Consider the following 21,295-nt stretch of genomic DNA (forward strand, 5'->3'; position numbering starts at 1 on the left):
CAATGAGCTATTCAGCGACTGCTTTTTCTGCAATAAGATTACGACCTAACTGCATCATGTGAACCTGATCAGGGCCATCTGCCAGCTTGATAGTCCGCGCATAAGCGTACATGGCAGACAATACGAAATCTTGGCTTGTACCTGCAGCGCCGTGCATCTGAATGGCTTGGTCGATAACGTTACAGGCCATAGTAGGTGCAACTATCTTGATAGCAGCGATAAGGTCGCGCGATACTTTGTTGCCATAGCGATCCATCTTATCTGCCGCTTTTAAAGTAAGCAGGCGCGCCTGTTCAATATCACAGTGCATCTGCGCAATACTTTCTCTAACCGATTGCTGTTTTGACAACGGTTTGCCAAACGCCACTCGGCTTTCAACTCGTTCACACGCCATATCGAGCGCGCGCTGTGCACAGCCAATAAGGCGCATACAATGGTGAATACGGCCCGGGCCTAAGCGCCCTTGTGCAATTTCAAAACCTCGCCCTTCACCAAGCAGTAAGTTTTCTGCCGGTACACGTACATCTTCAAACAAGACTTCAGCATGACCAATAGGCTCGTCGTAATAGCCCATTGCAGCCATTGGCCGAACAATAGTTACACCCTTGGTGTCCATAGGAACTAAGATTTGAGACTGCTGCTGGTGACGAGGCGCATCGAAATCAGTTTTGCCCATTACCACCATAATTTTACAGTTCTCATTCATAGCACCGCTGGTGTACCACTTACGGCCGTTGATAACGTATTCATCGCCATCGCGCTTAATGGAAGTTTCGATATTTGTCGCATCACTCGATGCCACTGCAGGCTCTGTCATAGCAAAGGCTGAGCGTATCTCTCCATTTAGAAGCGGCTCCAACCACTGTTTTTTCTGACTTTCGTTACCGTATTTCGCCAGCACTTCCATATTGCCAGTATCTGGCGCACTACAGTTAAAGATTTCAGAGCTAAACAAAACTCTGCCCATTTCTTCACAAAGTGGTGCATACTCTGCGTTAGTCAAGCCCGCGCCATATGGCTTATATTCTTCAGGTAAAAACAAATTCCAAAGACCCGCTTCTTTTGCACGCTTTTTCAATGTATGCATCATTTCAGGCGTTTTCCAACGACCTTCGCCATTGTTGGCAGAGCCATTTTCTACGGCGTGAATGTATTCCTTTTCAATTGGATACACTTCTTCGTTCATAAACGCTTTTAGTTTTTCTAAAAGTGCTTGGGTCTTTTCATTATATTCAAAGTTCATAACTGCCCCATTTAGCTGTAGGTAATGGCGTGTAACCTGTCAATCACATCCAGGTGAGGTACGCTGTTGAAGTTATTAAGGTGAACGCCTCGCGCATTGGCAAAGCATTGAGAAAAACTGGCATTTCGGATCTGCAAATTCATATTTACAACGGTGGTCGCATCGTAGCCAAGAATATGTTTAAGCATCATGGCAATTGCGCCGCCCGAGCTCACAACAAGTACGCGCTTCGCATCTATACTTTGAAGATGCGTGAGCATACTGTGAACTCTGTCTTCGAACTGACCCCATGTTTCATCAAGGAGTTCATGCGCCAATTCATCTTGCGACCAGGCAAGCATTGCTTTTTTTAGCAATCGGTAATATTCAGAAGGCGATGCACCTTCAGGTACTTTTGCTTCTGGGTAGCGTGTTAAATAGGCGGTAGCCACTGCCTGAAAATTGAATTCATTCAGTGCGCTATTCACCGTAACTTCAGGTAGCGTATAGTCTTCAGTAGCAATACCCGAGGCAATACCCTCTTTGGTTTCGTGATGCCTTACCATGTCGCCAGAGAAAACTGCATCAAACTCAACATTGCGATGCTTGAAATAGTCACCAAGCCAAATGGCCTGTTGCCCACCCAGTTCACTAAGCTTGTCATAGTTCGCTTTGCCAAAAGACGCTTGACCATGTCGCACTAAATAGATGTCTGTCATACCGCTGCCTGATGTTATTAATATGTTAACTTTCAACCAGCATACTAAGGAAAACAGCGATATAAGTTTAATTGATATTTTGAATGAGTATGCATCATGTGAAACTATTCACTGCCAAACATCTGTTCGCTTTTTGCACGTTGTGAACAAAATTTGACATAATAGCTTCAAATGCGTGCAATATATGTTCATTAGATTGTATAGTGAAAAAGCACGACACGACGTCATAGGGAAGTTGGCGTTTTAAAATGTAAAGGACTGAACGCATTTGGACACGACCTTGTCGTGATTAATTTTGTTTAAAGCCCCCCGCTTTTGAAAAATAAAAAGAACCAAAATGAAGTCACTTACACACGCTTTGTCTTGTAATAGCTTAAGCATATCTACACCACAAAACGCCATTACGCATCGCCTATGTAGTTCGCCGTTTATTGTCTTTATAATCTCGTCGACACTTGCTTTGGCTCCCCACGCTCACGCCGATGAGAATGCTCTATCTCCTCCGCATAACAAAAAGGCGCTGGAACACTTTGTTGTACAGGCGCAAAAGACCAGACAAAACTTGCAAGATGTGCCCGTTGCGGTCACTGCGCTTTCAGGTCAAGACCTAGTTGAAACAGTTAGCCGAGATGTGTTTGACCTGCAAAACTACGTACCTGCTTTTGGCGCATTTCAAAATCAAAGCGTAACAAATTCAGGTTTTTCAATACGCGGCATTGGCACGTCTTCACAAAACTTCGGCTTCGAGTCTTCGGTGGGTTTATACGTAGATGGTGTGTACCGTGCACGACAAAACGCGTTAATTAACGACTTAGTCGATATTGAATCTATTGAAGTGTTGCGTGGGCCACAGGGCACACTATTCGGAAAGAATACCGCCGCTGGCGCAATGACGTTAACTACGGTCGCACCTTCACACGACGAGCGCGACGGCTTTGCCGAAGCCATCATCGGCAATGATAACTTGGTTCGTTTAAGCGCTGGCTCGTCGTTTTCGCTTATCGACGATGTACTCGCCATGCGAGTATCTGGCTTTAGTTCTCACAGTGACGGTTTCATTACCGACGAGCGCAGCGGACAAACCTTAAATAACCGTAACCGTTCTGCGATAAAAGCACAGCTGCTTTACACTCCAACAGCTGACATTAGCGTACGGCTTATCGCTGATTACGGCGAGCTAGACGAACGATGCTGCGGCGCACTATACACAAATTAGCGACTTTCAGGCGACGACTTTTACCGGAACGGGGTTCAACCTGCAAAATGCGGGCGATATCATAGTAAAAGGCATAGAGCTTGAAGCCACATGGCTAATGACAGAAAGCACCGAATTACATGCAGTTGCGTCGCGCACATTGGCGAACTTTGATGAGTTTAAGCGCGGTACCTGTTGGGTTGCGTACACGTGGCACACGGGCATTGACGATCCGGGCCGTGTGGAGCCTAACGACCCGTTCTGTTCAAGAGACGGAGACCGCGTAGGCTTCGAGCCTCAGAACTCACTATCTCTTATGCTGAATCACTATTTCGAAGTTGGGAATTATCCTGCCTCCGCCAGTATTGACTACCAATACACGGGCGACGTATTTCTTGATGATGCGAACGACCCGTACAAATACGCTGACGACTTTTCATTATTTAACGTTCGCGTAAGTTTCACTATCCCACAATGGGATAGCGAAATTATTGCGTGGTCGCGTAACGTTTTCGGCGAAGAGTACGTTGCGCGAAGTGGCTTTGATGTACCCGTACAAACCGGAAAGATCATGGCCTACCCAGGCGCGCCTAGAAGCTTTGGCGTTACCTTCAGAAAGTCTTTCTAACGCTTTAAATGTGTAGGTTTTGTATGAAACACCGCATGGCATTGGGCTATTACAGACAGCGCTATGTGCTCTGGTAGTTCACCACCAATATCAAAGCCAGCTGGGCTTGCGAAATACTGCGTAAAGTCGATATTGCTAAGTCCCGCTAAATCCATAATTTCTTGCTTGCGGTGCAGTGGACCTAGCATTGCCGTGTAGGTTAAAGACTGCTTACTTAGCACCTGCAGCGCTTTTGCATCAATTTCACGGTGATGAGACATAAGCACCGCAGCTTGAATATCGTGTTCGCCCATGTGAAGACGTAAGCCTTCAGTAGACGGATCTTCAATTAAGTAATTTACTTCGGGAAAGTGTTCAAGTCTTGCTTGTGCAGGCCTTGGATCCCAAAGACTTACTAAATAGCCCTGCAAACTAGCAAGCTTAGTCATAAAGGTAGCGTCATACCCACCTCCAACAACAAGTAGGTGGATAGGCGGCAGCATCAAAACCGACAACATGCGCTTGCCATCAACGGTGTCTAGCACAGCTTTTCTAGGTTTAGCAGAATGGTCTTCAAATTCCGTGCAATCACCTAACGTGCCGTCTATAGCGCAGCGCCACTCACAGGCTTTTCCGTTTGATAAGCTTTTGCTAACCACATCCAACGATAAATACTGGTTACTCTCGTTAACTGGTACAAGTGCTAAATGCACAACACCGCCGCATCCAACACCTAGCTTAAACGCAATGTCTTCTTCATCTTCGTCATCGTAAACCGCGGTACGACTTACCCCGTCTGTCATTACTCGCTGGGCTTTTTTAACGATGTCACTTTCTAAGCAGCCGCCGCTTAATATACCTAGCTGATGCCCTGCATCACTAAACAACATCATAGCGCCGGCTTTTCGATAGCATGAGCCTTCTGTTTTAAAAATGAAACCTAGCACCCATTTGTGCTTGTTTTTAAGTGGAAGCCACTGGGCCAACAAATGGTTAACGTGATTACTCATAACTACCTCTAAACCCTTTTAACCTGCTTATTGCTGTGATGCCGCTTGGGCAATAAATGCTGCCAATGTAGCTGGCTCTTGTGCCCCGGCTACGCCCTGATTGCCAATCACAAAAGTAGGTACACTTTGGATACCGCGCTGCATCCAAAGGGTTTCTTCCTCGCGAACTATTTGCGCGTATTTTTCAGTTTTAATTACTGCTTCAGCTTCGGTTTTGTCGAGACCCACAAACTCGGCCAATTCTACTAGCACACCAAGATCGTTCACGTCTTTACCATCAGTGAAGTAAGCGTTAAACAAGCTAAGCTTCATTTCTTCTTCAAGGCCGTTTTCTGCAGCAAAGTGAATAAGTTGGTGAGCTTTAAACGTGTTCTGCATGCGAGAGTCGTCAGTAAAGTTAAACGAAAAGCCCAATTGCTCGCCCGCTTCTACTAACCGCGCTCTGTTCTGCGCGCTTTGCTGTTCACTAATGCCGTACTTTTCCATTATGTGCTCGCGAAGGTTTTGCCCTTCTTCTGGCATATTGGGGTTTAGCTCGAACGGGTGAAACTTAATATCTACTTCAATGTTATCAAGGGTTTTAATGGCTTCTTGCAAACGCTGGTACCCAACAATACACCATGGACATACTACGTCAGATACCATATTAACCGTTACTCTCTGCATACCGCTCGCACTCTGTACACCTTGCTCATTTGCAGCCATGATAGGCCTCGCTTTATTGAATTCATGAAGATATAAGGGTTTAGATAAGGTTACAAAAAGAAACTTCAACCCCAAACTGCGATTATTTCGTCGCAGTTACATCAGTTTCTGCTGTGACTTTTTTTGTCGTGCCCATTGTCGTGCTGTAAAGCGTGGAAAGTTTTTCAAGGGCTGAGTGTGCCCATATTTCATAGCCTTTCGTGGAGGGATGAAAACCATCTTCTGCCATCAAACCACTTTGCTGAATATCCTTCATAGTTCCGCTCACATTAAGTGCACTAACATATAATATGTCTGCGTTAGCCCGGGCTGCTACGCTATCAGCCAAAGCTTGGTTTAGTAGCCTCGCGCGGTAACCTAATAGTGCTCGCAAAGGTTGCGGAAGCGCTGGAAAGCAATGAATTGGCGGTAATGCAGTAAATAATATTGTTTCGCACCCAAACTTATCTGACAGTAGCGTACTAATGGCATCGACGTTTTGTCGCCACCGTTTCAACGGTACAAATTTGGTCACGTCGTTAACACCAATAGAGACGAGCACCGACGAAAAGTGCTCGGCAGGCATTTCATGGAGAAGATTTAGCACATCTTCACTTTTAAAACCTGTTTTAGCATTCAACGTCACTCGCGTTGGCCCATGCTTAACAAGGTTTAAGTACAGCAGACCTGTAAGTGCCCCCATTTGCGTCGTTGCACCAACACCAGCGGCGGCAGAATCGCCTATAACCAAAACGTTATTAGTTAGCAGCAATTTACTATCGGCAGAGGTTAATACCCGCTCGCCGTCGGGCTCTGGCAGTACAGCGGTCTTCTTCCTCACCCACAATGCTTGAAGCAAAATGACTGGAAGAAATAAAACAATTATCAGGTTTAATACCAAAACCTTGAAGTAGATCAAATCAGTCTCCTAAGCAATCCATTAAGCTTTAACCATCGAATTGAATTCGCGCCTAGATATCTACATATAAGTACAGAGCCAATATGACTATAATTGCCGTACAACAACGCCCCGTATCAACCATTACCAAGTATGCGTTGAATGCTCCTCGCTATACCTCTTACCCTACTGCACTTAAATTTAAACCGCTACAAGATGACATACTTCCACAAGCACTTGCAGTGTCAAAAGCGCCGGCAGTAAGTCTCTACGTGCACATTCCATTTTGCAAAACGCTGTGCTACTACTGTGGCTGCAATAAAATGGTGACACGTCACAATGAAAAAGCGGACGAATATTTAGATTACATAGAAAAAGAAATCCTGTCTAAGCGTTATTTAACTGACGGCAGGCGTGCAGTTTCTCTGCACTTAGGTGGCGGTTCACCCAGTTTTTTGAGCGAGACTCAGCATACTTATTTAATGTACCTGCTTAGGAAACACTTTACCTTTGAAGCAGGTGCTGAACTGTCAATTGAGTTAGATCCCAGAAATATCGATAAACGCTATCTTCAAAACTTAAAACGTCTCGGCTACACACGCATTAGCTTTGGTTTACAAGATACTGATTACAATGTTCAGAAAACCATAAATCGCGTACAAAGCACGTCTCACATTGCCGATTTAGTATTCGAGGCTCGGTCGCTAGGTTTCGACTCAGTCAACTTAGATCTAATTTATGGTTTACCGAATCAGTCAATTGAAACGTTCTCATCAACCATCGCCGCAACAAAAGCCATGATGCCAGATCGTATTTCGCTTTTTAGCTATGCACATCTTCCCGAGAGGTTTGCAGCGCAGCGTAAATTTGCTGAAGAAACACTGCCAAGTAGTGAAGAAAAAGCGGCGCTTTACAAGCTTGCCGTTAACAGCTTTACAAACATAGGTTATGAAATGATTGGTCTTGATCATTTTGCCTTGAGCAAAGACTCACTGGCTATTGCGAAAAATAAAGGCGAGCTTCACCGTAACTTTCAGGGGTATACCTTACGTGGCGACACCGACCTTATAGGGTTCGGCGTATCAGCCATTAGCACCGTAGGTAATGCCTTTGCGCAAAATGCTAAGGAGCTAAAAGAATATTACCATCGCTTAGACAACCACCTGCCCAATGCGAAAGTTGGACTGTCATTAAGTGTCGACGACCTTATTCGCAGAGACGTGATTTCTAGCTTAATGTGCAATTTAGCGGTAGACAAGCAAGCAATTGCCGACAAGCACCACATCATTTTTGATGAATACTTTGCTTCAGATTTAAACAACCTTGAAGAACTTAAAGAAGACGGGCTTATCGAAATGACATCTCGGTATATTCGAGTGCCAGAGCCTGCTCGTATTTACATTCGGGCTATTTGTGCGCGTTTCGACGCTTATTTGAACGCAAGTGAAATACTCAATAGCTACTCCAAAGCCATTTAAACCTAGGGCAGTTTAAACCGCGCAATCACTTGCAGCCCTACATCAAGCTTAAGACGCGATAGAGAGATACAGCTAATGCTGGCATAAAGGGTTTGGTTACTGTTTAGTACATCAAGTTTTAACAACACTTTCGCGCTGTTTACGGTCGCTAGCTTTTTAGGGGTTAGCTTTGTATCTGTGAGTTTTGTATCGGCGTTATTTTCTGGCTCGTTCAAGGGACTGAGTGAATTCGCCACGGGTTCGATGCTAGATATAACACATGGCAGCGCATTTAAAATACTGATTGTGCTGGCATTGCCAAAGTCAGCAGTATTGGTGTCGATACTTACATCACAAGCTTTAACTGCAAAACGAACAGAAACTTGCTCACCGCTTTGCTGAGGCAAATAGGACACTGATTCTGCAGTGACGAATATCTCTTGTCCCGCGACCTCAACGCGCTCAATTCCTTTTTCCGACTGGCACTGCTCATTGCCTTGTAAGGTTAGAACATTTTGATCTTGTTGCGTTTGGCTACCGTGTTTGTAGCTGACAACGGCGTTTTGTGACTGGTTGCTGTCGTGTGTTTCGCTTTGCGCAATAACTTTAAATCCCTCAAGTACGCTAGACGGTGTCGCAAACCCTTCTTTTTCGAATACTTGAGTCAATACATCGCGCGTTTTTCCACAAAGCTCGGTGCGGCCTTGGTCAATAAAAACCAACTCATCGCTGAACAAGGCAAGATCATCTAAATCGTGAGAGATCACAAGGCAGGTGAGCTTCCCCGACACACACAAATTATTCAAAAATTGATAAATTTTACGGCGGGTAAAAATGTCGATTGCGCTTAGCGATTCATCTAGCAATAGCACATCTGGCCCGTTGACCAAGGCCCGCGCAATCGCGACCCGCTGCGCTTCTCCACCAGAAAGCGCCTGAACAGGCTTATCGATTAAATGTTCGCAATAACAGCCGCGCAAGCAGGCGTCGATAGACATTGCATTAGGGCTTGCGTGACGCTGCGCAAGGGCTAAATTACCGCGCACATCGGTATGGGGAAATAACATAGGTTGCTGAAAAACGATACCGACCTTTTGAGAGGTCCACGGCGTTTGCACACTTGCGCTTTTTTCTACGCCAGCTAGGGCGCGAAACAGGCTGCTTTTTCCCGCACCTGATGGACCGGTAACCCCAATGAATCGGCTTTGCGGCTGCAATGAGATTTGTGCGTTAATGCGATTAGAAAGTCGCGCAGATATTTGCATGTTAACGCGCCTCATCACTACGGGTGACACCGTTAAAACGATAGAGCGCCGCGAGCATCACGAATGAAAAAATCAGAAGGGCCAACGCAAGGTTGTGTGCACTTTTATATTCCAACGCTTCTACCTGTTCATATAGCGCGATAGACAGCACCTGAGTTTCTCCAGGAATATTACCGCCTATCATTAGCACTACGCCAAACTCGCCTATGGTATGGGCAAAGCTTAAGCCTAATGCCACCACGATGGGCGCTTTGCTTAAGGGCAGCACAATTTTCAAAAAAGCTTCGGTGGCCGAAAAACCTAGCGTTTTTGCCACATCTAAATAACGGTTATCTAATTGCGAAAAGCCGCTATATAAAGGCTGTAAAGCAAATGGAAGGGAGTAGATGACAGAGCCTAATACCAAACCTTCAAAACTAAATGCTAAATTGCTCCCGGTGAGGCTTTGCCATCCCTGCCCCAACGCACTTTGCGGTGAAAAAGCAATAAGCAGATAAAACCCCAGCACAGTTGGCGGTAACACCAAAGGCAACGCGAGTATCGACATCACCAAAGGCTTAGCTCTGCTCTGCCAGTTCGCTAAAAACCACGCTAGCGGCAATGCAATTAACAATAGTAAACCACTGGTTATAAAGGCCAGTTTTAAGGTGAGTAATATGGCTTCAAGTGTCGATGCCCCGAAGAATTCTCTGAGCATACTTAGTTACCGACGCCCGATGCAATGGTAGGTTCATAGCCCCATTCAATTAAGCTGTGCTGCACCCCTTGCGACATTAAATACTGTACGAACAGGCTGGGTGATGACACTCCATTAGCGTCACTTAAACGAAACGCTCTGGTTGGCTCATTGTCGCCTTTGTGAACAGGCTCATCAACTGGCGCTGTCGCATTTTTAATTGGAAGTGGTTCGAACAGATTCGGTGATAGTGTAGCTACCTTTTTACTGTTAACCACCAACGACTGAATGATGGGTTGATACAAGGTTTCAGGTACTGGGACGATAACCGTAATAGCCTCAGCGCTTTCGGTATTCACAACACTGTTGAAATTAGAAGGCAAGTTAGAAGATAAGTTTGCAGGCAAATCTAACGCCGATGAGTACGCAACGAACGCCCCTTTCACGCTGCCGGTGGTATAAAACTGCAAGGTTTGCAGCACGTTCTTACCCATCACTCTGTGAGGTAAAAACTGTTGCCATAAGGATAAGTTTTGCAACGTCTGTTGCGCAGCATCACCATAGGGGGCCAGTTTAAGATTTGCGATAGCTACCTTGTTTTGTGGATTTTCCATTAATTGAACAAGCTGCTTCGACAAGCAATCGGTAAGCTGAACGTTTATTTGTGCAGTTGTGTCTTTCGTAGATGAACGCGCGATTTGCTCGCAATTCCTTTCACCGGATGTTTCATGTGATGCCTCACTTGATAAGTCGCCAGCATAGACAAACGCCAGCTTGCCTTTAGCGTAATCCACCAGATTGCCGTGGTGAACTACGTTGTTATCCACCAACGCTTGCGGCCGAGCGCGATCAGCAGATAGAAAAACGTCGAAGCTAGCACCATGTTGAATTTGCGCATACAAAGTACCGCTAGAAGATACCGTTACCGCGACTTCTATGCCGGTTAGCTCAGTAAACTGCTCGGCAATACTCTTTAGCGGTTTTGCAAAGTTTGCCGCAACGGCTACGTTAATTTTTTCGTCGCGCTTGAAATTTACTGACTGGTTTTGTTTATCGGCACTAATAACGCTCCCTTCATTTACAGTATTATTCGCCGCTTCAAAACTGCTCGCCTGTGCAACAGAACTTGAAAAAGCCGTAACGCCTAGGGCTACACTTGCACTTACCAAAATAAGCATGGCCAGGTTAACAAAGCTTGAAAGTCGTATTGCCAAAGAAAAAACCATTACTTTTTGCGCATCCACTTAAGTGCCGCTTTATCGTCAGATGCTTTCGCCTCAACCCATTCAGATATATCGCCCTTAAATTCTTTTTTCCAAAGCGGTACCGACTGTTTAAGCATGTCCATTAAGTAGCAGGCAGCGTCAAACGCCGCCTGGCGGTGGGGAGCGGCGGCACCTACCCATACAATTTGTTCGTTGTTGTGTATGCGCCCTACTCTGTGCAGTGCGCCAGCACTGTTAAGTGAAAAGCGTTCGCTCGCTTGTTCAACAAGAAGCATTAACGCTTTTTCAGTCATACCCGGGTAATGCTCTAATTCGATGCCGTCTATGTCGCCAGCGTTATTAAAGTCTCGCACTAGCCCAGTAAAAGTAACAATCGCGCCGGTGTTGCCGCAGGCCTTCTCATCTGCCGACTGTTTTAGCCTACCGTACAGCTCGCCTTGGTCGAAATCTTCAACTTGAACTAGCGCGAACATAGCTAGCCCCCTGTCACAGGTGGAAATAGCGCCAGCTCATCACCGTCGCTAAGTACTGTTTGCAGGTCGCAAAGCTCTTGATTACAGGCAGTAAGCACACTGCCTTCTAGGGCTAATGCCCACTTGTCACTACGCGTTTTAAGCTGCGATATCACGGTCTCTATGGTGCTGTTCTCGCTTAGATTAAGCGCAATATTGTCCTCTCCCGTAATCTCTCGGGTTTGTGCGAATGTTTTTACCGTTACCTGCATGCTTTGCCTGCTATCTACTTTGTTAAGGTTGCTTTGTGCGCGCTAATTAATCTTTCCAAGCCTCGGAAATACGTTGAGCCTAAAGTGCGTTGCGTCTTGAATGCTTGTACGCTTTATACACGTTACTTTTTTAGCTCACTGGCCTTTGTGAAAACTAGGTGTCGGACTGCCAGTGGCCTGTCTTACCGCCTTTTTTCTCCAGTACCCGCACCCCTTCCATATGCATGCCAGGGTCGATGGCTTTGCACATATCAAACAAGGTTAACAGCGCCACATTTACACCCGTGAGCGCTTCCATTTCAACGCCGGTTTTACCGCTTAGCTTGCAATAGCAGGTGGCTTGGATTCGGTTTTGGTCGGCCTGAATGTCGAAGTTTATATCCACCTTTGACAGTGCCAACGGGTGACAAAGAGGAATAAGATCGGCGCAGCGTTTCGCCCCTTGGATACCCGCTACACGGGCAACTGCAAATACATCACCTTTTGCAATTTTTGATTCAGAGATTTGGCGAATAACGTCTTCGCTTACGTATAAAAAACCTTCTGCTGTGGCTTCTCGCTTGGTAACGTCTTTGTCGCTAACGTCGACCATATTGGCTTCACCGCCAGCGTTTAAATGGCTAAAGGTGCTCATGCTTGCACCAAGTGTTTCACAAAGTTACACGGTCTGAAATCGGCATCAAGTTGGCTAGCAATAATCTTTTCCCACGCAGTACGACACGCGCCTGTTGAGCCTGGTAAGCAGAAAATAACCGTATTATTAGCAAAGCCCGCAACCGCGCGAGACTGAATAGTTGATGTACCAATCTCTTCATAGCTTATTTGACGGAATAGCTCGCCAAAGCCGTCGACTTCTTTGTCGAACAATACACTGATGGCCTCTGGTGTTGAATCGCGATGCGTAAAGCCTGTACCACCGGTAATTAATACTGCGTGAATGTTCTTGTCGGCAATCCACTTCGACACCACGGCGCGCTGCTGATAAATATCGTCTTTCACCAAATCGCGATCGTAAAGGTTATGGCCAACCGAGGTAAGCGCCTCTTTCAAGTAGTCTCCCGACTTGTCGTTTTCGAGGGTGCGCGTATCTGAAATAGTGAGTACGGCAATATTAAGGGGTTGGCTGACAACTGACATATGAAATCCTAATTTGATATGCGACATTTTGGCGGTTTTTGATAAAGTACCAGCCAAAATACTATTTGGTAATCACTTTATAAGGGTGCATGCCATGAATTCAACAACTAAGTTGGCATAAACTATGTCTAAAAGCCTAACTCATCAGCAGGCTATGCGTTATAACCGCCACATTGTGCTTCCCAAAGTGGACCTAGAAGGTCAAGAAGCGCTGCTAAACGCCAATATTTGTATCATTGGTATTGGTGGGCTTGGCACCGCGGCCGCCACTAACCTTTGCGCCAGTGGCGTGGGCTCTCTTACACTTATCGACCACGACACAGTCGAGGCGACTAACCTGCCAAGGCAAACCTTGTTTAGCGAACAAGATGTTGGCACAAGTAAAGTAGAGGCGGCTAAAGCGCGGCTTAGTGCAATAAACAGCGACTGCGACATTACCGTAATGGCAGAACCGTTTTCGGCGCCCGGCATTAGCCAGCTGTCACCGGCGTTAAAACAGGCCATAGAGCGTGCTGACGTTGTGCTTGATTGCACCGACAATACAAACTCGCGAGATTTAATAAACGTATTGTGTTTTAAACTAAATACTCCGCTAGTATCGGGTGCAGCCATTCGCTTTGAAGGCCAGCTTTTCGTAGCTATACCCGGTGAGAGCCGCTGCTATGCATGCTTACGAACGCTATTTGAATCACCCGATTTAAGCTGTGTTGAGGCAGGTATATTCTCGCCTGTAGTAAATATTATTGGTACTTACCAAGCCATGCTAGCCATGCAAGTATTGATGGATTTCGATAATATTCCAAAAAACACGTTAATGACGTTTGATGCTCTGTCGCACGAGTGGAGAAACTGGAAGCTACCTAAAGGCGTAGATTGCGAGCTATGTGCTTGTTAAGTTTATGTGCATTTGCGGCATGAATTCTAAAAACGTGATTAAAAACAACAGACTAAAACAAAGAACAAGACAGAAAATAGGTTGATTTAAATGACAACCCAAGTAGTGAAAAAACACATGGTAGTGGCGCAAAACGCGTCTGGACGTAACATGAACGTGCCAATTTATCGTATGAAGGGCGCGCGGCCTGGCCCTACTGTGTATATTCAAAGTTCTATTCACGGCGCAGAAGTACAAGGTAACGTGGTTATTTACCATCTTATTCAGCGCTTAAAAGACATGGATATTTGCGGCGAAATTATCCTAGTGCCCAACTGTAATCCCATTGGTACTAACATTAAAGCCGGTGAGTACACATTAGGCCGGTTCGATCCTGTGAACGGCACAAACTGGAACCGCGGCTACTTCTTCGATAAAGATGCAGTTGAACATTTCGCCAAAACAGTCACCCGCGAAGAGTCTATTGAAGGCATAAAACAACGTTTTCGTGCTCACTTGTCTAACGCTATCGACAACAAACTGGCTGAACCATGGGGTTTAGGCTTGGCACAGCAGTTAAACCTAAAGCTACAGCAAATGGCGGTCAACGCCGATTTCGTGTTAGATCTCCATAACGGCCCGGTGTCTACCCGTCACGTTTATATTCCCGAATACGCCAAAGACAGCGCCAAGCTGTTTAACATTCCCCACTGTATTTTTATACCTAACGTATTTGCAGGTGCATTAGACGAAGCGACCTTCTGCCCGTGGTGGACACTGCAAGAAAGTATAAAAAGCAATTTAGCGCGTGAGATTAGCTTTAATGTTGAGGCTTTCACGCTTGAAATGGGTAGCCAAGAAGTTATCGACTTTAACGAAGGTAATATAGACGCGACCAGTATTCTTAGCTACTTAAACGCCAAAGGCGTATTGCACGAATGTGATATTAAACCGACAGAAATGCAGCGTTTAGGCGTTTATTTAAAAGACTATAAAACCCTATTCACCAACTGGGGCGGCATGGTGGAGTACATGGCAAAACCAGGCCAAACGATTAAAAAAGGCGAACCACTGGCACAAATTCTAAACATTGACGATCTGGATACCGACAACGGCAGCAGAACCTTGGAAGCGCCTTGCGATTTAATTCCCATCCTGCACTTCCCTTCTGCTTCGGTATTAAGCGGAACACAGTTATATAAAGTGTTTACTAACTATAGGGAGTTGTAGGTTTTTATGTGCCAGTAAAAACGTTTACTCAACGCGTATAACTAAAAAGGTAACAAAAACCTGATAGTACGCGTTGAGATTACACACGCGTTTCGAAGAAACAATTTTAGAGGCGACGAACGCCAAAATACAAAAACACCAGCCTTCGATTATAAACCTGACAGACTGTCGCATCAGAACAAAACTGATCATCTTAGTTGGTGGTGTTAGTAAGTAAAAAACAGCGCCGAACTGTTGAAAGCATTCCAAAATGAATTATTTGCAAACATATTTGCAGGCGCGGTAGGCGAAGCGATATTTAGCTCGCGTTGAATACTTTCATCCAACAAAGGATATTTCTAATTAGCGACTAACACTTTATTCATTTTTGACTGTTTTAAATTAGTTAGTCTAAGCTAATTAACAATGCACAGAATCCTAAAAGAAGCCAAGGACGCAAACTAATGTGGTTTAATAAAAAGCCTGTAGCGACGAATTCAAACATTGAGATGGAGAATCTCAAAAAGGAAAACGAAAGGCTGCAAGGGCAGCTCTTGCAAATGGAGTCTCGTTTACACCAGTCTTATGAAGAAGCTGAAGAACTCGCCAGAAAAGTTAATGTCGAACGAACCATTGTAAAAAACTTTTTTCACTCGCTTGATTCATTAGATTTGGTGAGGCATGACGTGGCTCATTCTGCGACTCAACTGCACGCAGAAAAAATTCGTTTAGACAATGTGCTAGAAGATATTAGTGGCACTAGTACAGCCCTTTCGAACTGTGTTGAAGTGCTAAATGCAATGACGGGAAATTCAGACGCTATCAATAGTTCAATTGAGTCGCTTGCACAATCCAGTAAAGATATTGAGTCATTTATTGGGCAAATACAAAGTATCTCAGAACAAACAAACCTTCTAGCGTTAAACGCAGCGATTGAGGCAGCTAGAGCTGGGGAGCAAGGGCGAGGTTTTGCTGTAGTCGCGGATGAAGTTAGAACACTTGCTAGTCGTTCGTCTGAAGCATCGTCTAAAATTTCAGATTTGACGGTAAAAGCTTCTGAAAGAACAGACAGTACTTATCATCAAATCAAGGAAAGTACACAACAAACCTTGCAAGTAGCCAGTTCTGCATCGCAAATAAGCGCATCTCTTGATAACGTTGCCCATATTGCTGAAGACATGGCTAATGTTATTTCTCTTTCTAGCGTCAGTACTTTTATCCAGACCGTTAAATTAGATCATCTGGTTTGGAAGGTTGAAGTGTATCGAACTATCCGGGGAGAAAGTGAAAAGACAAAAGATGATTTTGCAGACCATCACCAGTGTCGATTGGGTAAGTGGTATTATGAAGGAGATGGTAAAAAACATTACAGTCATTACGCGGAGTTTTCACATTTAGAGGGGCCCCATGCATTAGTCCACCAGTCAGGTATTGCGGCTTTAAATGCACTCGAAAACGGGGATGGAACAACGTTAATCACGCACCTAAACAAAATGGAAGAAGCCAGCGCTCGAGTTTTTGACTTCTTAAATAAATTAGAAAACAAAGTGAAAAGCGAGATGGGGCATTAAAAATACTTTCGCAAAGCTTGTAAACCAATGAACAAAAACAGAGCTGCAAGCGCAACTCTTGGCTCTGTAACTGATGAGACTATAACTAATTTTGTGTAACTGACTTTCCTGATTTAGGATATTCCTCAAGCATATATACTTTGGCGAAGATTTCTTTAACTAGTTGCGTTGCCGCAACTAAACTAGATACCGCTATGTATCCAGCAATATTGTCCAAGTCATTTAGAGCAGGTTCTGTCCATACTATTTCAGCCATTTATCCATTTTCTCTTTGGCCTGCAGGTTAGTTAAAACGTCATCATTTCTTATTGCCTGCTCACCTTTTGTAATACCTTCCAGAATCGACATGCGTTTTTGCATCATCTCATAGTCATCAACATCAACTAAGTAAGCCGATGGCTGACCATGTTCAGTAATCAAAACAGGCTCTTTTGAAGTGTGCAGGTCTTGCAAAATTTTTGTGGCTTGTCTCTTCAATGTAGTAACTAGTTCTACTTTCACGATACAGGTTCCAGCTTTCAAATGTATCACTGTAGTATCACCTCATAATTACCACACAAGATTTCATTTGCTGAATGCAGATTTGAAAAGAACTAACCACCATCTACGCCACTAAAATTTACCCAATCCCCCAAACTCATCACGCTGATTGAATACATCAAAACCATTATCAGAAGTTTTAAGCTCTAGTTTCCATACCCAGTTTGCTTTATCGATAAGCTCTATCCCATAGCGGTTTAAAGGAAGTGGGCATTTTAAATAAAAATATTGGTAGGCCGTCCCCATGGCACCTGGGTCTGCGGTAAACACGTAAATGGCGTTATTTTCTAAATCGAATTTTTTGTGAAAGTAGTCTTGGTTAGCTACTAGTGTTGTAATTGAACATTTTCTGTTCTATTTTAAATCATACAAGGATGACGTCTTTTTGCCGCTTTTCAGTGCCACTGAATATGGAGTTCTTTGTGATTACAGATCAAAAGGACTCTAATATGAAAAACGCTATCATTTTACTGGTCACAACTTGCATTCTCTCGGGCTGTATCATTAAAACGAATAAAGTAAATGAAGTTTACGCTGGCAGCACCGCAAACATTGAATTCGATGGAATTGTTGACGTAATTAAAGGAACGAACAAAGATGTCAGAATAGTTTTTATACATGGAATGGGGGGATATTCTTCCACCGGAGGTATCAATGACTACTCGCGCGTTATCAACGATTTACGTTCAGCACTTAAAATAAAAAGTCCCTACATTGATGACTCTCTCGATAGCTTTAGCTACAAGGGTCAAACTCTAAGATTCAATGTATTGTGGTGGTTGGACATCACGTCTCAAGCCAAAATCAAACTAAGGAATATTGATGACGATCCTGTATTAAATCCAAATAGAACCGCAACGACGAAACTCGCGAAAGATAGGCTGCTTAATGATGGAATTGTTGACGTGGTCATGTATACGGGTAGTTCCAAAAAGCAGATAATACAAAGAGTTAGAAACCAAGTTTTAGATTTGAAAGAGCAGATTGATGAAAATGAAAAGCTCATTGTTGTCACCTTTAGTCTAGGCTCTAAGATTCTTATTGATGTTCTCAATGAACTGAAGGCGGATGGAGATCATGTTCTTGATAATCGTGTCGATATGATTTATATGATGGCAAACCAAATCGCTCTATTAAATACCGGAGATTCGGTAAACAAAGGTCCGAAAACGTTGTCTGAGAAAATGGCTAGCGATTATGACACACTTCATTCAATCTTAGATGACGGTACTATTGATGCTAGAAACGCTAACCAAAAAAAGAGAGTAATTGCGTTTAGCGATCCTAACGATCTTCTGTCTTATCCAATAGATGAGAGCAGTGTTGGCGAATTAAAAGGCCAATATGCCAATGTTGCGATATCAGTTGCGAGAAAAACCTACAAGGTTCCACTCCCTGGCGTATATAAATATGGTGTGGTTAATTATTTTCAAGCTCACACAGGGTATGTACATGATGAAGTAGTGTCAGATTATCTGCTCTTTGGTACGAGTATGTAACAATTCATTACTTGGTCTAAATAGACGTAATATGAGTATCACTTTTGAAAGATTAATGTCTTGGTCAATTTTGTCCGCCATTATTTGCGTGTTGGCATAGGGGCCAGTAGCAAAGCTAGCCCAATAGATATAACAATACGCCGTGCCGCAGTATTACTCTGCGGCACTAGCTACTCATCAAGATTGCACTACGCTGCCCCTTTACTTACTCTTAAATAGGCGAACCTGGCGGTAGTGGTTCTACTTCGAAGCTACTTGGCCACGTTTTACTGGACCAGTAAGTATCGAACTGCTCTTTTAGTATCTCATACTGGTTGTCGTCAGCTTCATCATCTAGCCACTCGCTAAATTCAAGTAAAGCAAGTTCCGCTTCCATTCTTACTTCTGGCGCCAGCTTGTCGTTAATGACCGCTTTCATCACGGCATTTAATGCAACTAACTGTAAGCGTTTTGCTAGTGGGCTTTGTGACTTATTTTTATACCAGTGAACGTTAAGTATTTGCTTCACCAGCATAGAAACGCCTACTTTTTTGCGTCTATCGTTAGTGCTTTTTGTTTGCCACTCTAAGCGGTTCAAGCGTTCTGGGTGTAATAGCAACTCAAACGCAAAGTTGGATGCCGAAGCAGCGGCAGAAACGGGGTCTAACATTAGCCCCATTTTGCCCTTAAAGTGCTCGCGGGTTATGTCGTCACCGTAGACTGTAGGTGGAATAAGGGCGAGTACCGACTCAGGAATAGTCAGGTAATCGGCGGTAGTCGCAGTAATCAACTGCTGCATTGCGCGCTGCTGCACTGCGGGCGCTACAAACTGTTGGCCCTGCGCTTGGGTGTAATCACCTTTGCGTTCATATTCGTAAACTAAGCCGCCTACTTGCTTTGCCACGGCTTCTAGCTGATAGCGATGTAACAAATAAATGGGCACTAAAGCATTTTCGAGTGACGACAAGCTGCTGTTTGGGCTTAACGTATCTAAACCCAAATTGGCTAACGCCAGTTCGCGCACTTGTGAAATTTCATCGAAGGCATCTAGCGGGTTACTACCATTTTCCCACATATGACCATTTGCTGACGCATGACGGCTGCTGCGGGTATCTGGGTCTGATTTAAAGCTTAAGCCCTCGTTGCGACCTTTTACGATAATTTTTGCCAAGGCTTCGGTTGCCTCTACGTCGCTGGCAAAATCTTGATAGCCATATGCTACGGCGTGAATATCCCATGCGCCTATGCCTTTATCATACGCGCCTTCCAAGCTAATTTTGCCGTTTTTAATACTAATTTTGGGGTGAGGATAATCCATTACCGACGCACGGTTATTTTCACTTGCCGCAAAGTTGTGCGCTATGCCTAGTGTGTGCCCTACTTCGTGGGCCGACAGCTGCCTAATGCGATCCAGCGCCATTTCTTGCTGCAAAGTGGTGTCGGTGTTGCCGTCTTTAAAAGGGCTAGTTAGGCCAAGGGCAATTAAATAATCTTGTCTTACACGCAGCGAACCTAAAGTAACGTGACCTTTGATAATTTCGCCCGTACGTGGGTCGACAACCGACGAACCGTACGACCAGCCCCGCGTTGCGCGATGTACCCAGTTAATAACGTTGTAGCGCACGTCCATAGGGTCGGCACCTTCAGGCAATACTTTTACCTGGAACGCGTCTTTGTAGCCTGCAGCTTCATAGGCTTGGTTCCACCAGCTTGCCCCCTCTTTAAGCGCGGTCATCACCGGCTCTGGGATACCTGGGTCTAGATAATACACAATTGGCTCCACTGCTTCGCTCATTGCTGCATGGGGCGTTTTCTTGTTTAAGCGATGGCGGGTAATAAAACGCTGCTCAGTAGGTTCACTAATAGGTGTTGAGTAATCGAAATAGCTAAATTTCCAATAGCCTGAATATGGGTGGTACTCCCTAGGCGTATAGTTATCGTCAGGCAGTGCCACAAAGGAATGATGTAAGTGCACCGACACGCTTTCTGGATCGGGGGTAACTTGCTGCACGTATTCACCCGGCTTTTTACCAGCAAAAGTGACTAATGCTTCTAACTCGGTATTTTTTTCAAAGGCTTTGGTTTTAGGTAAGTACACCCCGCTTCGCATTTTATCTACGCTAAAGCTACCTTGATTGGTGCGCGCCATGCGGTTACCGATACCGTGAATATCACTTAATAAAAAAGGCGTGTAATCGATTAGGCTGGCGTTATCGCTTTTCGCTACCAGCATAAAACCTGCAATGACCGAATCTGCGAAAGCTTCATCAATACTCTGCTTTTCGGCGTCGCTGCCGTGGGTTGCGCGGTATTTGGTATTATGCTGCTTCAATAAAACCTTGTTACCAAATTTTTCAAAGCTGACTAAACGCGTGTCGCCAAGTTGTCCGCGATCAAGGCCAATATCGTTTGAACCTACACCATACGGCAAGCTGCTTTGGAACAAATATTCGGCATCGATTGTAGGCACCGCCAGGTAAACTTTGTCGCTTTCATCGTCATAGTAAACGGGGAGCAACCCGTCCTTTTTAGTCATATCGCTGGTGAATTCACCAATGCTTGGTAACGCTGCCCAAGCTGAAGATGCAGACACGACAAACAATACCGTAAATGCAATGGCTGATTTACCCGATGCCCTCACCTGTCGCGCGGCTTTGTGAAAAATGTTCAATTGCAGCATGCAGTTAGTCCTTATTATTGTGAATTTCTAGCCTACCCTATGTAAGAGATTTTGCCCATGGTAATTCGTCTTTTTAACGCTACTACTTGCTCGACTCTAACATTGACTGCCATTATCAATAAT

The 21,295-nt window shown here is 44.7% G+C and carries 23 protein-coding genes and 1 pseudogene; 8 read left to right on the plus strand and 16 right to left on the minus strand.

The genetic code is table 11. The features are described from left to right. Positions 1-7: 7 nt before the first annotated feature. Both ACYX4M_RS17775 and ACYX4M_RS17780 read right to left on the minus strand, forming a co-directional pair. Positions 8-1,243 carry an acyl-CoA dehydrogenase family protein gene (locus ACYX4M_RS17775; protein WP_476081119.1) on the minus strand — a complete coding sequence of 412 codons (1,236 nt, stop codon included), beginning with the start codon at positions 1,241-1,243 and terminating at the stop codon, positions 8-10. Between the two features lie 11 nt (positions 1,244-1,254). Then, positions 1,255-1,941 carry a histidine phosphatase family protein gene (locus ACYX4M_RS17780; RefSeq protein WP_476081120.1) on the minus strand — a complete coding sequence of 229 codons (687 nt, stop codon included), beginning with the start codon at positions 1,939-1,941 and terminating at the stop codon, positions 1,255-1,257. A 337-nt stretch (positions 1,942-2,278) separates the two neighbouring features. Here ACYX4M_RS17780 and ACYX4M_RS17785 point away from each other — a divergent pair, with 337 nt between their 5' ends. Together ACYX4M_RS17785 and ACYX4M_RS17790 are read left to right on the plus strand one after the other, a co-directional pair. Beyond that, positions 2,279-3,157 (plus strand): TonB-dependent receptor plug domain-containing protein, encoded by an 879-nt coding sequence (locus tag ACYX4M_RS17785; protein ID WP_476081121.1) that lies wholly within the window; start codon positions 2,279-2,281, stop codon positions 3,155-3,157. Continuing rightward, positions 3,153-3,764, plus strand: coding sequence for a TonB-dependent receptor domain-containing protein (locus ACYX4M_RS17790; protein WP_476082905.1), 612 nt, complete (start codon positions 3,153-3,155; stop codon positions 3,762-3,764). The genes ACYX4M_RS17785 and ACYX4M_RS17790 overlap by 5 nt, the downstream gene beginning before the upstream one ends. Here the strand turns inward: ACYX4M_RS17790 and ACYX4M_RS17795 are convergent. The 3 genes from ACYX4M_RS17795 to ACYX4M_RS17805 form a co-directional block, all read right to left on the minus strand. Then, positions 3,761-4,753 carry an XdhC family protein gene (locus ACYX4M_RS17795; RefSeq protein WP_476081122.1) on the minus strand — a complete coding sequence of 331 codons (993 nt, stop codon included), beginning with the start codon at positions 4,751-4,753 and terminating at the stop codon, positions 3,761-3,763. The two genes, ACYX4M_RS17790 and ACYX4M_RS17795, sit on opposite strands and share 4 nt — an antisense overlap. Positions 4,754-4,780: 27 nt before the next feature. Then, positions 4,781-5,458: a DsbA family oxidoreductase gene (locus ACYX4M_RS17800; RefSeq protein ID WP_476081123.1), complete on the minus strand. Its 678-nt coding sequence runs from the start codon at positions 5,456-5,458 to the stop codon at positions 4,781-4,783. An 82-nt stretch (positions 5,459-5,540) separates the two neighbouring features. Further along, complete coding sequence (locus ACYX4M_RS17805) at positions 5,541-6,356, minus strand: SGNH/GDSL hydrolase family protein (RefSeq protein ID WP_476081124.1); 816 nt, start codon at positions 6,354-6,356, stop codon at positions 5,541-5,543. A gap of 83 nt (positions 6,357-6,439) precedes the next feature. On the opposite strand from ACYX4M_RS17805, the gene hemN reads away from it, so the two are divergent. Further along, positions 6,440-7,813, plus strand: a complete 1,374-nt coding sequence (gene hemN, locus ACYX4M_RS17810; protein WP_476081125.1) for an oxygen-independent coproporphyrinogen III oxidase — start codon at positions 6,440-6,442, stop codon at positions 7,811-7,813. Positions 7,814-7,815: 2 nt separating this feature from the next. Here the strand turns inward: hemN and ACYX4M_RS17815 are convergent, their stop codons facing one another. The 7 genes from ACYX4M_RS17815 to moaB all read right to left on the minus strand — a co-directional run bounded on the left by ACYX4M_RS17815 (position 7,816) and on the right by moaB (position 12,820). Further along, positions 7,816-9,057: an ATP-binding cassette domain-containing protein gene (locus ACYX4M_RS17815; protein ID WP_476081126.1), complete on the minus strand. Its 1,242-nt coding sequence runs from the start codon at positions 9,055-9,057 to the stop codon at positions 7,816-7,818. A 1-nt stretch (position 9,058) separates the two neighbouring features. Continuing rightward, positions 9,059-9,754: a molybdate ABC transporter permease subunit gene (gene modB / locus ACYX4M_RS17820; RefSeq protein ID WP_476081127.1), complete on the minus strand. Its 696-nt coding sequence runs from the start codon at positions 9,752-9,754 to the stop codon at positions 9,059-9,061. Between the two features lie 2 nt (positions 9,755-9,756). Beyond that, complete coding sequence (gene modA, locus ACYX4M_RS17825) at positions 9,757-10,977, minus strand: molybdate ABC transporter substrate-binding protein (RefSeq protein WP_476081128.1); 1,221 nt, start codon at positions 10,975-10,977, stop codon at positions 9,757-9,759. Further along, a complete protein-coding gene (locus ACYX4M_RS17830; RefSeq protein ID WP_476081129.1) occupies positions 10,959-11,432 on the minus strand; it encodes a molybdenum cofactor biosynthesis protein MoaE in 474 nt (157 codons plus the stop codon). Before ACYX4M_RS17830 ends, modA begins: the two co-directional genes overlap by 19 nt. 2 nt (positions 11,433-11,434) lie before the next feature. Beyond that, a complete protein-coding gene (locus ACYX4M_RS17835) occupies positions 11,435-11,683 on the minus strand; it encodes a MoaD/ThiS family protein (RefSeq protein ID WP_014976768.1) in 249 nt (82 codons plus the stop codon). A gap of 154 nt (positions 11,684-11,837) precedes the next feature. Continuing rightward, positions 11,838-12,317, minus strand: a complete 480-nt coding sequence (gene moaC / locus ACYX4M_RS17840) for a cyclic pyranopterin monophosphate synthase MoaC (RefSeq protein ID WP_014949774.1) — start codon at positions 12,315-12,317, stop codon at positions 11,838-11,840. Then, positions 12,314-12,820, minus strand: coding sequence for a molybdenum cofactor biosynthesis protein B (gene moaB, locus ACYX4M_RS17845; RefSeq protein ID WP_476081130.1), 507 nt, complete (start codon positions 12,818-12,820; stop codon positions 12,314-12,316). Before moaB ends, moaC begins: the two co-directional genes overlap by 4 nt. Before the next feature lie 124 nt (positions 12,821-12,944). Here moaB and ACYX4M_RS17850 point away from each other — a divergent pair, with 124 nt between their 5' ends. The 4 genes and pseudogenes from ACYX4M_RS17850 to ACYX4M_RS17865 all read left to right on the plus strand — a co-directional run bounded on the left by ACYX4M_RS17850 (position 12,945) and on the right by ACYX4M_RS17865 (position 16,474). Then, positions 12,945-13,715, plus strand: coding sequence for a HesA/MoeB/ThiF family protein (locus ACYX4M_RS17850; protein ID WP_476081131.1), 771 nt, complete (start codon positions 12,945-12,947; stop codon positions 13,713-13,715). A 90-nt stretch (positions 13,716-13,805) separates the two neighbouring features. Continuing rightward, on the plus strand, positions 13,806-14,924 hold the full coding sequence (locus tag ACYX4M_RS17855) for a M14 family metallopeptidase (protein ID WP_476081132.1): 1,119 nt from the start codon (positions 13,806-13,808) through the stop codon (positions 14,922-14,924). A gap of 779 nt (positions 14,925-15,703) precedes the next feature. Next, positions 15,704-16,039, plus strand: a pseudogene (locus ACYX4M_RS17860) (methyl-accepting chemotaxis protein); the annotation flags it as partial. 42 nt (positions 16,040-16,081) lie between these two features. Next, on the plus strand, positions 16,082-16,474 hold the full coding sequence (locus ACYX4M_RS17865) for a CZB domain-containing protein (protein ID WP_476082906.1): 393 nt from the start codon (positions 16,082-16,084) through the stop codon (positions 16,472-16,474). Positions 16,475-16,559: 85 nt separating this feature from the next. Here ACYX4M_RS17865 and ACYX4M_RS17870 read toward each other — a convergent pair whose 3' ends face one another. The 3 genes from ACYX4M_RS17870 to ACYX4M_RS17880 all read right to left on the minus strand — a co-directional run bounded on the left by ACYX4M_RS17870 (position 16,560) and on the right by ACYX4M_RS17880 (position 17,284). Further along, the gene (locus ACYX4M_RS17870) at positions 16,560-16,730 is read right to left on the minus strand and encodes a type II toxin-antitoxin system RelE/ParE family toxin (RefSeq protein ID WP_476081133.1); all 171 of its coding nucleotides are present in this window, start codon (positions 16,728-16,730) and stop codon (positions 16,560-16,562) included. Continuing rightward, on the minus strand, positions 16,718-16,975 hold the full coding sequence (locus tag ACYX4M_RS17875) for a type II toxin-antitoxin system Phd/YefM family antitoxin (protein ID WP_476081134.1): 258 nt from the start codon (positions 16,973-16,975) through the stop codon (positions 16,718-16,720). Before ACYX4M_RS17875 ends, ACYX4M_RS17870 begins: the two co-directional genes overlap by 13 nt. Before the next feature lie 111 nt (positions 16,976-17,086). After that, positions 17,087-17,284: a hypothetical protein gene (locus ACYX4M_RS17880; protein WP_476081135.1), complete on the minus strand. Its 198-nt coding sequence runs from the start codon at positions 17,282-17,284 to the stop codon at positions 17,087-17,089. Positions 17,285-17,436: 152 nt separating this feature from the next. On the opposite strand from ACYX4M_RS17880, the gene ACYX4M_RS17885 reads away from it, so the two are divergent. Beyond that, positions 17,437-18,513, plus strand: coding sequence for a hypothetical protein (locus ACYX4M_RS17885; protein ID WP_476081136.1), 1,077 nt, complete (start codon positions 17,437-17,439; stop codon positions 18,511-18,513). A gap of 211 nt (positions 18,514-18,724) precedes the next feature. Here the strand turns inward: ACYX4M_RS17885 and ACYX4M_RS17890 are convergent, their stop codons facing one another. After that, positions 18,725-21,172 (minus strand): zinc-dependent metalloprotease, encoded by a 2,448-nt coding sequence (locus ACYX4M_RS17890; RefSeq protein ID WP_476081137.1) that lies wholly within the window; start codon positions 21,170-21,172, stop codon positions 18,725-18,727. Positions 21,173-21,295: the final 123 nt, after the last annotated feature.

The organism is Alteromonas sp. ABV4_150 (genome assembly GCF_056311745.1).

Coding starts and splice junctions, on each gene's coding strand:
- ACYX4M_RS17795 (WP_476081122.1), bottom strand. CDS start 4,753: ATGAGTAATCACGTTAACCATTTGTTGGCCCAGTGGCTTCCACTTAAA.
- ACYX4M_RS17870 (WP_476081133.1), bottom strand. CDS start 16,730: ATGGCTGAAATAGTATGGACAGAACCTGCTCTAAATGACTTGGACAAT.
- moaB (WP_476081130.1), bottom strand. CDS start 12,820: ATGTCAGTTGTCAGCCAACCCCTTAATATTGCCGTACTCACTATTTCA.
- ACYX4M_RS17800 (WP_476081123.1), bottom strand. CDS start 5,458: ATGGCTGCAAATGAGCAAGGTGTACAGAGTGCGAGCGGTATGCAGAGA.
- moaC (WP_014949774.1), bottom strand. CDS start 12,317: ATGAGCACCTTTAGCCATTTAAACGCTGGCGGTGAAGCCAATATGGTC.
- ACYX4M_RS17890 (WP_476081137.1), bottom strand. CDS start 21,172: ATGCTGCAATTGAACATTTTTCACAAAGCCGCGCGACAGGTGAGGGCA.
- ACYX4M_RS17865 (WP_476082906.1), top strand. CDS start 16,082: ATGGCTAATGTTATTTCTCTTTCTAGCGTCAGTACTTTTATCCAGACC.
- ACYX4M_RS17815 (WP_476081126.1), bottom strand. CDS start 9,057: ATGCAAATATCTGCGCGACTTTCTAATCGCATTAACGCACAAATCTCA.
- ACYX4M_RS17855 (WP_476081132.1), top strand. CDS start 13,806: ATGACAACCCAAGTAGTGAAAAAACACATGGTAGTGGCGCAAAACGCG.
- ACYX4M_RS17775 (WP_476081119.1), bottom strand. CDS start 1,243: ATGAACTTTGAATATAATGAAAAGACCCAAGCACTTTTAGAAAAACTA.
- modB (WP_476081127.1), bottom strand. CDS start 9,754: ATGCTCAGAGAATTCTTCGGGGCATCGACACTTGAAGCCATATTACTC.
- ACYX4M_RS17850 (WP_476081131.1), top strand. CDS start 12,945: ATGTCTAAAAGCCTAACTCATCAGCAGGCTATGCGTTATAACCGCCAC.
- hemN (WP_476081125.1), top strand. CDS start 6,440: ATGACTATAATTGCCGTACAACAACGCCCCGTATCAACCATTACCAAG.
- ACYX4M_RS17830 (WP_476081129.1), bottom strand. CDS start 11,432: ATGTTCGCGCTAGTTCAAGTTGAAGATTTCGACCAAGGCGAGCTGTAC.
- ACYX4M_RS17835 (WP_014976768.1), bottom strand. CDS start 11,683: ATGCAGGTAACGGTAAAAACATTCGCACAAACCCGAGAGATTACGGGA.
- ACYX4M_RS17780 (WP_476081120.1), bottom strand. CDS start 1,941: ATGACAGACATCTATTTAGTGCGACATGGTCAAGCGTCTTTTGGCAAA.
- ACYX4M_RS17785 (WP_476081121.1), top strand. CDS start 2,279: ATGAAGTCACTTACACACGCTTTGTCTTGTAATAGCTTAAGCATATCT.